The sequence below is a fragment of the Pseudomonas putida genome, assembly GCF_001941965.1.
Taxonomy (GTDB): domain Bacteria; phylum Pseudomonadota; class Gammaproteobacteria; order Pseudomonadales; family Pseudomonadaceae; genus Aquipseudomonas; species Aquipseudomonas putida_L.
The window spans coordinates 22284-33951 of the sequence record NZ_MKZO01000014.1 but is presented as its reverse complement, the minus strand read 5'-3'; the positions used below and the strand labels follow the sequence as shown (position 1 = coordinate 33951).

At 62.0% G+C, this 11668-nt stretch carries 11 protein-coding genes; 5 read left to right on the top strand and 6 right to left on the bottom strand.

Translation table 11 applies throughout. From position 1 onward, the window contains the following. Positions 1 to 145 precede the first annotated feature (145 nt). The 4 genes from PSEMO_RS10110 to PSEMO_RS10095 all read left to right on the top strand — a co-directional run bounded on the left by PSEMO_RS10110 (position 146) and on the right by PSEMO_RS10095 (position 3291). On the top strand, positions 146 to 808 hold the full coding sequence (locus tag PSEMO_RS10110) for a DUF3313 domain-containing protein (protein WP_075802931.1): 663 nt from the start codon (positions 146 to 148) through the stop codon (positions 806 to 808). A gap of 146 nt (positions 809 to 954) precedes the next feature. Continuing rightward, positions 955 to 1428 (top strand): MarR family winged helix-turn-helix transcriptional regulator, encoded by a 474-nt coding sequence (locus tag PSEMO_RS10105; RefSeq protein ID WP_075802930.1) that lies wholly within the window; start codon positions 955 to 957, stop codon positions 1426 to 1428. Next, the gene (locus PSEMO_RS10100) at positions 1425 to 2165 is read left to right on the top strand and encodes a class I SAM-dependent methyltransferase (RefSeq protein ID WP_075802929.1); all 741 of its coding nucleotides are present in this window, start codon (positions 1425 to 1427) and stop codon (positions 2163 to 2165) included. Before PSEMO_RS10105 ends, PSEMO_RS10100 begins: the two co-directional genes overlap by 4 nt. 217 nt (positions 2166 to 2382) lie before the next feature. Next, positions 2383 to 3291: a LysR substrate-binding domain-containing protein gene (locus PSEMO_RS10095; protein WP_075802928.1), complete on the top strand. Its 909-nt coding sequence runs from the start codon at positions 2383 to 2385 to the stop codon at positions 3289 to 3291. Here PSEMO_RS10095 and PSEMO_RS10090 read toward each other — a convergent pair. The 4 genes from PSEMO_RS10090 to PSEMO_RS10075 all read right to left on the bottom strand — a co-directional run bounded on the left by PSEMO_RS10090 (position 3265) and on the right by PSEMO_RS10075 (position 7241). Further along, positions 3265 to 4587: an NAD(P)/FAD-dependent oxidoreductase gene (locus tag PSEMO_RS10090; RefSeq protein WP_075802927.1), complete on the bottom strand. Its 1323-nt coding sequence runs from the start codon at positions 4585 to 4587 to the stop codon at positions 3265 to 3267. The two genes, PSEMO_RS10095 and PSEMO_RS10090, sit on opposite strands and share 27 nt — an antisense overlap. A gap of 132 nt (positions 4588 to 4719) precedes the next feature. Further along, positions 4720 to 5208, bottom strand: coding sequence for a hypothetical protein (locus tag PSEMO_RS10085; RefSeq protein WP_144443561.1), 489 nt, complete (start codon positions 5206 to 5208; stop codon positions 4720 to 4722). 70 nt (positions 5209 to 5278) lie between these two features. Further along, on the bottom strand, positions 5279 to 6517 hold the full coding sequence (locus PSEMO_RS10080) for a PAAR domain-containing protein (RefSeq protein WP_075802925.1): 1239 nt from the start codon (positions 6515 to 6517) through the stop codon (positions 5279 to 5281). 403 nt (positions 6518 to 6920) lie between these two features. Beyond that, positions 6921 to 7241: a hypothetical protein gene (locus tag PSEMO_RS10075; protein ID WP_075802924.1), complete on the bottom strand. Its 321-nt coding sequence runs from the start codon at positions 7239 to 7241 to the stop codon at positions 6921 to 6923. 512 nt (positions 7242 to 7753) lie between these two features. Between PSEMO_RS10075 and PSEMO_RS10070 the strand changes: the two genes are divergently transcribed. Beyond that, positions 7754 to 8854 carry a metal-dependent hydrolase gene (locus tag PSEMO_RS10070; RefSeq protein ID WP_075802923.1) on the top strand — a complete coding sequence of 367 codons (1101 nt, stop codon included), beginning with the start codon at positions 7754 to 7756 and terminating at the stop codon, positions 8852 to 8854. 232 nt (positions 8855 to 9086) lie between these two features. Here the strand turns inward: PSEMO_RS10070 and PSEMO_RS10065 are convergent, their stop codons facing one another. After that, positions 9087 to 10241 carry an alginate O-acetyltransferase AlgX-related protein gene (locus PSEMO_RS10065; protein WP_075802922.1) on the bottom strand — a complete coding sequence of 385 codons (1155 nt, stop codon included), beginning with the start codon at positions 10239 to 10241 and terminating at the stop codon, positions 9087 to 9089. Beyond that, a complete protein-coding gene (locus PSEMO_RS10060) occupies positions 10241 to 11656 on the bottom strand; it encodes an MBOAT family O-acyltransferase (protein ID WP_075802921.1) in 1416 nt (471 codons plus the stop codon). Before PSEMO_RS10060 ends, PSEMO_RS10065 begins: the two co-directional genes overlap by 1 nt. Positions 11657 to 11668 lie beyond the last annotated feature (12 nt).

The following is an 11668-nucleotide window of genomic DNA, read 5'->3' as shown; positions in this document are numbered from 1 at the left end:
GCCCCTGCAAAAGCTGATGCCGTGCAGGTTTTGCGCAATTGCTCAGGTGCAGCATCGGGCACGCCGGAAAAGCTGGGCTATACCTAAACCCGCTGGCGTGGTGCCAGCGGGTTTTTTCCATGGATTTCCGTAGTGGGGAGCACTTATGAAAGTCGCACTGGCGATTGGCCTGAGCTCGTTACTGCTTGCCGGTTGCTCCAGCAACCTCAGCAAGCCGGAGGATTACTCAGGCTTTCTCAAGGATTACAGCCGCCTGAAAGAAGCGAAATCACCGTCCGGCGCGCCGGTGATGCGCTGGGTCGACCCGCAACTGGACAGCAAGGCCTACACCAGCGTGTATATCGAGCCGAGCCAGCTTTATCCGAAGCCTGCGCCGACCCAGCAGATCCCGGCGGGTACGCTCAAAGGCATCACCGACTATTACGACCAGGCGCTCAAGCGTGAGCTGGGCAAATCCCTGCCCCTGGCGCAAGGGCCCGGTCCGGGCGTGATCGTGGTGCGTCCGGCGATCACCGGGGTCAGCAGCAAGACCGAAGGGCTCAAGCCCTATGAAGTGATTCCTGTCGCCCTGGTGGCGGCGGCGGTGAGCACGGCTTCCGGAATCCGCGACCAGGAAACCGATATCGCCACCGAAGCGGTGTTCCTTGACGGAGGCAACCAGAAGGTGCTGGCCCAGGTGGTGCGCAAGGGCACCGGCAAACCGCTGGAGAACACCAGCCAACAGATGAAACCGGACGATGTGAAGGCCGTGATCGATGGTTGGGCCAGCGATCTGCATCAGTCCTACCTGAGGCTGAAAAACAAGTAGTCGCAGTGGCTGTGCCGGCGCCCGCAGGTATCGCGTGCAACTCCGAACCTTTGGGAAGCCGGCAAGCTTCATGGCTTCCAGCGGGCAAGGTCTTGCCATTTGCATTAGTGCTAATGTAATTTGCGCTCACCTGCTGGAGGACACCCATGCCACATCACAATCATCCCGGTCTCGGTGAGCTGCTGCGCTATGTCGGCGAGCTGGTCGAGCGCGGGGCGGAAAACCACTACAAGCAAATGGGCCTGAACTACCGGGCCCGTTTCACCCCGGTACTCAGGGCCCTGCAATCGGGGTTGCAGACGGTTACCGAGATCACTGCCCATAGCCACCTGACCCAGGGCGCGGTCAGCCAGACCGTGGCGCAGATGGAGGCGGAGGGGCTGATCGTCCGCCAGCGCCAGGATGACGGGCGCAAGAGCCTGATCGTCCTTACCGAGCATGGTCGGTCCCTGGTCGAGACACTCGGCGCCCACTGGGCTGCCACCTTCGCGGTCATCGAATCCCTTGAACACGACATCGGCCATCCGCTGCGGCGGGTGCTGGAGGACGCGGCCACAGCCCTGGAGCGTCAGGATTTCGGGGCGCGGCTTACGCAGATCAAACAGGAGCAGGCCTCATGAGCGATCTCAATCGGAACTGGTTCGATCAAGGTGGCGAAGCCTACTCGACCTTTCGCCCGCACTATCCGGCGCAGTTGAGCGAATTCCTCGCCGGGATCGCGCCCAACACCACCCAGGCGGTGGATGTCGGCTGCGGCAACGGTCAATTGACCCGGCAACTGGCGCAACACTTCACCAGCGTTTCGGGTTTCGACTCCAGCGTGGAGCAGCTGGAGCATGCCGAGGCGGCGGAGAATGTTTCCTACCAGGTGGCGCCTGCCGAGGACCTGCCGCTGCTCAGTCGCAGTACCAGCCTGATTACGGCGGCGCAGGCGGCGCACTGGTTCGACTTGCCGGCGTTCTACCGCGAAGTGCGGCGGGTGGCCGAGCCGGGGGCGGTGCTGGCGTTGATCAGCTATGGGGTGCTGGAACTGGAAGAGCCTTTGGGCGAGCGGTTTCGCCGGTTCTATTGGGAAGAGATCGGCCCGTACTGGCCGGCAGAGCGCAAGCTGGTGGACAGCGGTTACGCCACGCTGGATTTCCCGTTCGCGGTGATCGAGGCGCCGGTGATGGAGATTCGCCTGGCGTGGAGTCTCGATGAGTTCCTTGGCTATGTCGGCACCTGGTCGGCGGTGCGCAAGGCGCGGGAGGCGGGCCGGGAAGGGTTGCTGCAGGCGTTTGCCCGGGATCTGGCGGGGCTGTGGGAAGGAGGTATGGCGGTGCTTTGGCCAATCAATATGAGGTTGGGTCGGGTGTGATGGTGGCTCGACTGGCCTCATCGCCGGCAACGCCGGCTCCCACAAGATCCGCGTGCACCGCCAAACTTGTGGGAGCCGGCGTTGCCGGCGATGAGGCCAGATGATCGACACATTCCTCTGAGTCATATCTCAATTTCCCAAAATCACTTGCCCACCCGCAGCTGGGCTCCTACCTTGTAGCCCCAATGCCATTCCCCCCGCTCATCGAGACCCCGCGATGGACAAATCCCCCAAGACCCTCCCTCTGGTCGGCCCGTTGGTCTTCTTCGAAGCCGTCGCCCGCACCGGCAGTTTCACCCAGGCGGCCGAGGAGCTGTACCTGACCCAGAGCGCCGTCAGCAAGCAGATCAAGAAACTCGAAGATAACCTCGGCTTCCCGCTCTTCACCCGCAAGCACCGCGGCGTGGCCCTGACCGAGCCCGGGCGGATGCTCTACGACGGCGTGCAACCGGCCCTCGACAGCTTCCGCGACACCGTGCAGAAGGTGCGCAACTGGCATGACCAGGACGCCTTCAGCATCCTCTGCACCCATGCTGTCGCCCACTACTACCTGTTCCCGCGCCTGGCCCATTTCCAGCAGCGCTTTCCCCATATCACGGTGAACGTGGTCGCCAGCAACCTGCTGACCCCGTCGTCCTGCCTGAACCACGATTTCGCCATCCTCTATGGCGATGGCGACTGGCCGGGCCTGTCCGGGGTGAAGCTGTTCGACGAGGAGGTCTACCCGATCTGTGCCCCCGACCATCCCGTCGGGCACATCCACACCCTCGACGATCTGCTCGCACAGCCGCTTATCCAGCTCGACACGGCAGGCTGGAACTGCATGAACTGGAACGATTGGCTGCGCTACTACGACCGTGAATTCAAACCGGGCAACAAGGTCATCACCTACAACCAGGTCACCCTCGCCATGCAGGCCGCCGAGCAGGGGCTGGGCATCGCCTTGGGCTGGGAATTCATGGCCCGGCAGATGATCGACAAGGGTGCGGTAAAGCAGTTGGAGCAGTTTTCGCTGAAGACGGGCAGGGCGGATTACCTGGTGCACCCGAGCAAGGCCCGGCAATCCGAGGCTTGCCGGGTGTTTCAGGACTGGTTGCTCTCAGATATCGCCGCCGGCATTGCCTGATTCGTGGCGCAGGCGCACGGCCGCGCCGAGGCCTTTGAGCGGATCCGGCGGTACCCAGCTGGGGCTGGCGTTGTCGAGGATGAAGTCCAGGCGCTTGCTGCCCAGCCCGCTCATGTACTCGGCCATGTAGTAGCCGAGGTAGGTGCCCTTGGCCACGCCGACGCCATTGCAGCCGACGAGGGTGTACACCCCCTCGGCGGACTGGCGGAACACCGATTGGTGGTTCAGCGTCATGCACAGCATGCCACCCCAGGTGTACTCGAAGGTCTTGTGCGCGAGGAACGGGAAGCGCGCCTCGAACGAGTGGCGGTGTTGTTCCCAGGCCTGGTTCAGGCCTCGCGGATTGCTGTTCAGGCTGCGTTCGTAGTTCAAGGTATTGCGCACGAAGATGCGGCCATCCGGGGTGAAGCGCACCGTGGTGCCGGCCGGGTGGGCCGAGGTCGTGCCCCAGGCTTCCACGCCTTTGAAATGGCTGTCCAGTTCGTCCCGGGTCAATGGCTCGCTCAGGCTGGCGTAGGTGAAGATCGGCGCCAGGCGATTGCTCAGGTGGCCGAACTCTTCGTTGAACGAACTGGTGGTCTGCACCACGGTGTGCGCCCGGATCGACCCGCCGAGGAAGTTCAGGCGGTGAGGGCGCCCGTAGTCGCAGCTGACCACCGCGCTGTTCTCGAAAAGGTGTACTGAGGGTGGCAGGGCGTGTGCCAGGCCGCGGATCAGTGACGACGGGTTGATCAGCACATTGCCCGGGGTGTAGACGGCGGCGCGGTAATAGGACGTACCGAGGCGCTTCTTCAGCTCGGCGCCTTCCAGCCACTGGTAGTCGAAGCCACCGAGTTTCAGGGTTTCTTCGAAGTGCTTCAGCCCGGCGATATTGCTTTCCTCATGGGCGGACATGTATTTGCCTGCGTCTTGCCAGGCGCAGTCGATGGCATGGCGGTCCTTGAAGCTGCGCAGGCGTTCGATGGCGAAGGTGTTCAGTTCGAACAGCTTGCGGTCGTGTTCCACATCGGACTTGCTGGCATCGAGGTTGTGCGGCACATCGATCACGAAACCGGCATTGCGCCCGGAGGTACCCTGGCCCACGCCGAGAACATCGACCAGGGCAATGCGGGTCTGCGGATGCAGCTCGGCCAGCCGCTGGGCCACGGCCACGCCGGTGTAGCCGGCGCCGATGATGGCGTAGTCGAAATCGTGGGTGCCCTTGAGACGCTCGCCCAGCTTCCGGCCGCAGGAGGGGGAGGTTTCGTACCAGCCGAGGTGGCCGTCGACGATCGGGAATTTGTGGATGTGCTGCATGGCTCTTCTCCATCGAAGTTGGAGGAAAGCATCGGGGACGGGGGCCGCTGGGGCTAACGAAGAATTGGCATTCTGGTATTCCTGTGGGGCATGGCTGGATTGCAATCACAGCCAGCCCAGGAGTGCGATAGCTTACTGTGGGATCGAACAGCTTTTTGCCGCAGCTTGAAGTGCTCTGCCATGATCGACGAAAGTTGCAGGGTTATAGAGTTGTGCTGTTATGTCAAAACTGGACACTTCGTTCTGGTCGATCTCTTGCCAGATTATCAACGCCCAAACCCGTCCATCATGCTCCGCCAATAAATCAAACAGATGACTGTTAAGGTTGCTGTTTTCATCCAAGACCGAGTACCGGTATTTCAGATTCTTGTACCACTCGGGCATCGCAATGACTGCTTGAATTGCTTCTTTGGCAAGGGTCTTTTCAGCATTGTTTAGCGCATACATTTTTCCGAGTGTGAGCACGCCTGATCGTTTCAATTCTGCGCTGGGAATGGGGAGTGGCTTTCGGCTGACCAATCGTGAGCGCCCGCAGTGGGAAACCCAGTCTCCGGTGTGGACATAATTGTCAGCACGAATCACCACGCCATTTCCCAAGTCAGTCTTGTATTTGCTGTTCATGATGTTCAGTCCGTAATAAAGCGCTATCAAAAGCAACGAAAGCAGAATGGCTGTTGTGATCGTCAGCCTCCTACTGGGGTAGAAACTCAAAGTATCCTCCTGGTACGCCCACTGGTGTCTCGCCAGAGATAACCGGATTGCTGGCACCCATTGCCTGATAGGTGAAGTCGAACATGTCGTTGGTGCTCTTTCGCTCTTTGGCCATACTGGCCCAGTCCCGGCACCATTCTCCATCAGGAGTGGTATTTTCGCTGACGTTACACAGCTTGCCCAACTGACGCTCCTCGAATGAGCCCCAAGTATTTTTGTAGTCTGATCGACGGATGAAAGCATGCACTTTGATGCGCAGATGATTGGCGAGCAGTTGCGCCAGGCTCTCATGGGTTTGCGGGAAGAACTGAATGGCCTCTTCGATAGGATGATCAGGACGATTTCCCATTCCGGTACGGCAGGCAAAGCTATCCAGTTGTGCGGTACGGGAGAAGGCACGGGGGGAGATAAGGGTGTAGTTCAGTACGTCCAATGCCATTCGAGAACGCTCGGGAAGTTCGTAGCCGAAAGCTATCTGTTGAGGTACTCCGTGGCTGAACAATGAGAGGCGCTCAATGGGTGACTGCTGCCGATTCTTGCCGTTGTTCAGATAGTCAATCAGCTCCTGGGCGGTAGTTATCTCCACGATAGTCGCGCCATAGCCCTCGGCAGAATCGCGTGCAGCACTGAGCATTTGTTCGCTGTAAGACGGTGTGAACACTACCAGCGTTCGGGTCAGCGCGGGTTTGCTGCGCAGAAACTCGGCGAGTTCACGTACCGCCTGTCCGATGAACATCATTTTGTTTCCTGAACCTTGGTCGTGCTGACTGCCGGCTACGGCAATCAACTCAGGACTCCAGCGCTCCCACTGGCTGGTTAAGGGAGAGGAGGCAGTAGTTTGGCGCTCGGGGACGCAGGGGGCGCGTTCAGCAGCCACGTTTGCCCGCTGGGATGCCGTACCCATTGCGTGTTGTTTCGGGCCTTCGGCCGCCTTTCCGCTGGACGACTCGTAAGAGAAGATAAAGCAACTGGGAACCAGAGCGGCCCTGCACGGGCAGGTGCTGATGCTATCCAGGCTGCCAGCCACCCGACGGCCATCGTTGGTGAATGTGTAAACGCCACCAAGAATCTGGTAAACCTGCCCGGTGACACCACAGGACACGGGGTCCCCTTCGCTGGCTCTGGGTTGACCCATAATCTCGAAACGCGGGTTGCCATCCAGAACCTGTCCCCCACAGGAGGTCTTGTCGCCCCTGCGGATCATGTAACCGGTTGCCATGTGTCTGCCTCCCTGTCTTTTCTTGTCAAACCTGTGTTCCGCCGGGAAATGGCTCCCGGGGCGAAGGGGCAGATCGTTGCTGAAAGTCTCTTGGGAGTAAGTCGGTAGATTCTGGTGTGGCTGTAGGACGATTCTTTCGTGATGTAGGGAAGTGAGCTGAGCCCAGCTAGTTGGCATATGTTAAAGAAGTGAGGTGGCAACTGTACGCGGGTTGACAGACCAGGACACTGAAGACGCAAACCTGGCGCACCTGAAGGTGCCCACACGTACAGCCGCCATAAAGGATGGTGTTTGAACAGACGTCATCGCCGGCAATGCCGGCTCCCACAGGGTCATATGCCAGCCGCAAATCGAATGCCCGACGCGAAACCTGTGGGAGCTGGCGTTGCCAGCGATGAGGCCATCAGCCGCGCAGCATATCCGCGCCTTGCCGCTCAACCGCCTTCAACAACGAAGCCGTCAACGCCTGGGAAATCTCCAGCGACTGCTGCGTACTCCACAACAGATCCCCATATTTCCGATCCGCAAGGTCACACATCTGGGCATTGGTTTCCGCCGCCGATTTCAAGGCGGCCGCGAGATGCGCAAGGGCATCGCCGATATCGGCGCCATCGCAGACGGCGAACAGGGGCGGGTGATGGTTCTGGCAGGTGGCGAAGTGGGTGTGGACGGTGGTGAGGCGTGGGGATAAATCAGGTGGCGGATCAGGTACGAGTTTTTTCATGGTGATCTCATGCTCTTGAGAGTGGGAAAAGACTCCTGCTGTCAAACAGGTGGGTGGCAGCTGTGCGCGGGTTGACAGACCAGAGAGCATGAGAATCCTGGCGCACCCGGAGGTGCCCACACGCACAGCCGCCATAACGGTAGCTAGCGTTCATGCAATCCAGGCCTGTCAAAGCCGATCGTTGATTTTGCAACGACCGGCGGAGACTAGGTGCTGGTTTCCATGAGCGCAACCGTCAAAAGCGCGCAGGAGTATGCTTGGGAAATTGCCCACAAGAAAGCCGGAAGTTACGCGCTTTTCGTAGCTTTGTATGACACCTGATGCACATGTGTTGCCTGAACGGGCCTCATCGCTGGCCACACACACCGGGTTCTGCGGCGCACCCGATACTTGTGGAAGCTGGCTTGCCAGCGATGAGCCCCTGAATTACATCCAGGTTTCCGCACAGGGTGCTTTCCTGCCTGTCCCTGAGCTAGCATCTGCCCTTTGCCCCTCCCTCAAGGAAAAAGCCATTGGATTCATTGACCCAAGCAGTTCTGGGCGGCGCCATCCAGGGCGCGGTGCTGGGCAAGGTGCAGGGGCGGCGCTCGCTGGTCTATGGTGCGCTGCTCGCGACCCTGCCGGACCTGGATGTCGCCATCCGCTACGCCGACCCCGTGTCGAGCATGACCTTCCACCGTGGCTTCTCCCATTCCCTGTTCGTCCTCACCGGCCTGGCCCTGCTGTTGACCTGGCTGGTGCTGTTCATCGTTCGTCGCCGCCGGCCTGATGCCGGCTACAGCGGCCCACGGTTGTTCCTCGGCCTGTGGCTGGTGCTGATCACCCATCCCTTGCTGGATGCCTTCACCGTCTACGGCACGCAGCTGTTCTGGCCGTTCCAGCCCACGCCGCAGAGCTGGGCGGCGGTGTTCATCATCGATCCGCTGTACACGGTGCCGCTGCTGTTCGGGGTGATCTATGCCGCGATCAAGGGCTTCAAGGGCGGGGCTGCCACCGTGCTGGGCGTGCTGCTGTTGCTGAGTACGGTCTACCTGGGCTTCGGCCTGCTCTCGAAGAACATCGCCGAACAGCGGTTCCACGCCGCGCTGCGTGCGCGGGAGATCGACGTCACGCAACTGCGCGCGCTGCCAATGCCGTTCAACACCCTGGTCTGGCGCGTGGTAGCGAAAACGCCCGATGGGCATTACTACGAAGGCGTCACCAGCCTGTTCGACGACGATCCGCCGGAATGGCAGCGCCAGCCGCTGAACCTGGATGCGGCCAAGGTGCTGGAGGGCTCGCCGCTGTACGAGCGGCTGCGCTGGTTCACCGGTGACTGGCTGCGTTACGACGTGGTCGGCGATGCCCTGGTGGTCAGTGACCTGCGCATGGGCATTCCCGGCAACTACACCTTCCGTTTCCGTATGGCCAGTTGTGACGGGCAGGGGCAATGGCAGGTGCAGACGCCGGCATCGTGGCCGGGGGCGGGGGTGGATTCGATTCGCAATCCCGAGGCGCTGAAGCGGATCATGGTGCGGATCTTCCAGCAGCAGCCGCCGTTGCCGCTGGAGCAGTGGAGCCGCGAGTACCTGGATGGGCCGGCTGCGCAAGCGGGGTGTGGTCCGCACGAGTGAGGGTGCACCACCGAACCCTGTGTGTGCTGGCGTTGCCAGCGATTGGCCCGCCCAGACACCACCATTCATTGCCAGTGCCGGCGTCATCGCCGGCAACGCCGGCTCCCACAGGTTTCTGAGCCAGCCGCAGAGTTTGTGTCCGACACTGACCTTGTGGGAGCTGGCTTGCCAGCGATGAGGCCGGAACTGCCGACATCGGCATCTGTCCGGCGCTGCGCTTTCTATCGGGCGATCATTGCAGACCCACGTCCCCGCCATACGCCGTCTGCAAATCCCGCTCCGGAATCTCCCAGACCACCAACTGCGGCGGGGTCTGGGAGAACGCCGGGCTGTTGAAGTAGGCCTTGGCCGCCCCCGAGAACTCCCCGCCATCCTTGGCAAAATTGCCCACCGGCGCCTTGAGCGCCTGTTGCAGGAACCCGGCGAAGTTCGAGTTGCGCGAGAACGAGGTGCCGATCAGCGCCAGGTTGGGCAGGTTGTCGTCGCCGAACAAGTCATCGAGGCTGTCTCCTCCACCTTCGGCTTCCGGCACCTGTTCGTTGATGGTCGAGGCCATCACCACTTCTTCAGCGGGTTGCAGAGGCATTGGCAGCCAGTCGAGCCCGGCCAGCCGCACCAGATCGCCAGGGCGCGGTGCCGCCGGTTGCTGGGCGATAGCGAAACTGCGCGTCGGCGTCGCCGTGAAGCCCATGGCGGCGATCTTCCCGGCAATCGCCAGCGCCGCCGCATGGGCCCCGGCCTCGCTCCAGTGAGTATCCAGGCGCAGGAAGGCGTCGGCACCCAAGGGTTGCAGGGCAGGGGTGAGGTCGAGGACATTGACCCCCGCCGCCTGCAGGCTGGCCGTCCAGTCCCGTACCCGAGGCTCCAGGCTGGCCGGACGCGGCAGATCGCAGAGCTGGCCGGCAGCGACCCGGCTCTTGTCCGGGACCACGCTGACCAGCAACTGGATATTCCGCGCCTTCAGTTGGTCACGCAGGGCAATCACCGCCGCCGCCTTGGCCTCGGCATTCTGCGCCGCATGCCGGTTGATCTTCAGTTCGTCGCTGATGAACAGCCACTGCGGACACCCCTCGCGCACCCGCGGACCGGTATCGCCCAACGCCAGCCAACTGCCGGCGCGTTCCAGTTGTGCGGCATGCTCCGGCAGCGGCGCCTTGGCCAGTTCCTTGGCAATGCGGTGGGTGATTTCACCCTCCAGCACCGCGTCGTTGGACAGCGCCTTGCCTGGCAGCAACTGGAGCTTGCCGCTGAACAGCAGCCAGCCACAGGACAGCAGGCCGGCGGCCAGGAAGGCGGCGAGGGTGGCACCGGCCAGCGGGCTGGTGCGCAGGGCGATGGCGCTCGGAGGCGTCGGTGCCGTACTCGGCGGCGGAGTCTTGGTCGTCATCAGAACTGGAAGTACAGGAAGGGCACGGCATCGCGGCTGGCGATCAGGGAGAACGCCAACAGGAAACCGGCCACGGGCCAGAGGGCAGCCAGCACCGCATACAGTGCGCTGTGACCGAAGGATCGTTCAAGCCGCGCCTGGTACAGCGGCGCGATCACGCAACACACACCGAGCGCCGCCGCCAGGCCATGCACCGGACGTACCGTGGCTGACAGCGCTTCGCCCAGGGCGAAGGCGTGCAGGCCGAACTGCCCGGCGTACATGTCCAGGGCGGTAGCGAAGTCCGGGGCACGGAACAGGGTCCAGGCCAGGCAGACGAACAGCAGGGTCAGGGTATGGGACAGCACTTTCGGGATCGCCGGCAGGCTGGAACGGCTCCAGGCCCGGTCGACGCACAAGGCAACGCCGTGGGCAGCGCCCCAGAGCAGGTAGTTCCAACTGTCGCCGCCATGCCAGAGGCCGGCGATGGCCATGGTCAGGAACAGGTTGCGGTAGGTGTTCCAGGTGCCGAAGCGGTTGCCGCCCAGGGCGATGTACAGGTAATCCCGCAGCCAGCTGGACAGCGACAGGTGCCAGCGCCGCCAGAAGTCCTGGATGCTGCTGGCCAGGTAGGGCCGGTTGAAGTTTTCCGGGAAGTGGAAACCGAGCATCAGGCCCAGGCCGATGGCCATGGCGCTGTAGCCGGCGAAGTCGAAGAACAGTTGCAGCGAGTAGGCCAGGCAACCCAGCCAGGCGTCGAGGAACGATGGGTTGTCCAGATGGAAGGCCACGTCCACCAGCGGCGACAGGGTGTCGGCCACCAGCACCTTCATGCACATGCCGATCATGAAACGCCGGGCGCCGAGGGAGAAGTTTTGCCAGTTGAAGTAACGCTGCTCCAGCTCGCGCCGGACCCAGTCATAGCGAATGATGGGGCCGGCGATGGAGTGGCCGAACATCGAGATGTAGGTGGCGAAATTTACCAGGCTGCGCTCTACCGGCACGGTGTGGCGGTGCACATCGACCAGGTAGGAGATCGCCTGCAGGACGATGAACGACAACCCCGCCGGCAAGGCCACGCGCTGCCATTCCATGGGCAGGTAGCCGTAATGGGTGATCAGCTCGTTGTAGGTCGCGGCGACGATATTGGCGTACTTGTACCAGCACAGTACCAGGGTGTTGAGCACGATCAGCGCCGCCAAAAGACGCACCCGGCCGCGGCCGTCCTCGCGGCTGCGGTCTACCGCCAGGCCCCCGGCCCAGGCGATCACCGTCAGCACCACGTGCAGCAGCAGGAACAGCGGGCTCAGCCAGCCATAGAAGAACCAGCTGCCGAGCAGCAGCACCAGGTTGCGTCCCCGCGCCGGGCTCAGGGCATACACCAGCATGAACAGCGGCAGGAACAGGGTCAGGAACTCGAGCGAGGCAAAAACCATGGTGCGGCGGAC

Bases quoted from the DNA above. Each gene is read 5' to 3' on its own strand.
- PSEMO_RS10110 (WP_075802931.1), top strand. From the start codon at position 146: ATGAAAGTCGCACTGGCGATTGGCCTGAGCTCGTTACTGCTTGCCGGT.
- PSEMO_RS10105 (WP_075802930.1), top strand. From the start codon at position 955: ATGCCACATCACAATCATCCCGGTCTCGGTGAGCTGCTGCGCTATGTC.
- PSEMO_RS10100 (WP_075802929.1), top strand. From the start codon at position 1,425: ATGAGCGATCTCAATCGGAACTGGTTCGATCAAGGTGGCGAAGCCTAC.
- PSEMO_RS10095 (WP_075802928.1), top strand. From the start codon at position 2,383: ATGGACAAATCCCCCAAGACCCTCCCTCTGGTCGGCCCGTTGGTCTTC.
- PSEMO_RS10090 (WP_075802927.1), bottom strand. From the start codon at position 4,587: ATGCAGCACATCCACAAATTCCCGATCGTCGACGGCCACCTCGGCTGG.
- PSEMO_RS10085 (WP_144443561.1), bottom strand. From the start codon at position 5,208: ATGAACAGCAAATACAAGACTGACTTGGGAAATGGCGTGGTGATTCGT.
- PSEMO_RS10080 (WP_075802925.1), bottom strand. From the start codon at position 6,517: ATGGCAACCGGTTACATGATCCGCAGGGGCGACAAGACCTCCTGTGGG.
- PSEMO_RS10075 (WP_075802924.1), bottom strand. From the start codon at position 7,241: ATGAAAAAACTCGTACCTGATCCGCCACCTGATTTATCCCCACGCCTC.
- PSEMO_RS10065 (WP_075802922.1), bottom strand. From the start codon at position 10,241: ATGACGACCAAGACTCCGCCGCCGAGTACGGCACCGACGCCTCCGAGC.
- PSEMO_RS10060 (WP_075802921.1), bottom strand. From the start codon at position 11,656: ATGGTTTTTGCCTCGCTCGAGTTCCTGACCCTGTTCCTGCCGCTGTTC.